1 pseudogene is annotated in these 444 nt (G+C 35.4%); it reads right to left on the reverse strand.

Features of this window, described 5'->3' with window-relative positions:
- Nucleotides 1-255: 255 nt before the first annotated feature.
- A pseudogene (locus AC1DLM_RS35540) lies at nucleotides 256-444 on the reverse strand (class I SAM-dependent methyltransferase); the annotation flags it as partial.

The following is a 444-nucleotide window of genomic DNA, read 5'->3' on the forward strand; positions in this document are numbered from 1 at the left end:
AATTCGTTCTATTCGTTGATTTTGTCCGTTAGATTGTTTAAACTTCATAAGTAAGAGCGCCTCCTTGATGGTATTGGGTTACGAACCCGTCGACAAATCCATCATACCGAGGCGCTCCTTTTTTGACAAAGGCCATTTCTTAGCCTTAAGAGGAATGTTTACTTGAATGAAAAAAGAGGGAGCTGCTTATAATAGCAGTTCCACTATCGTTCTGCGTTAATTGAAACTTTCTCTCATAGATGATGTGATAAACACTCAGATCTTATTTTTTATTATCAATGGCTTTTTTGCGTCTAAAATAATGGAAACCATACCAAGTCCTTCGATAGAATTCCTTGTATCAAATCGAAAAGATCTTCCTATTTTTCCATCTACTTCGTTCCAGTAAATATAATGAAAATCTCCCTTTTCATCACAATATTCCAACAATGATACTTCAAACTC

The sequence above is a fragment of the Paenibacillus sp. 01T442 genome, from assembly GCF_056398345.1.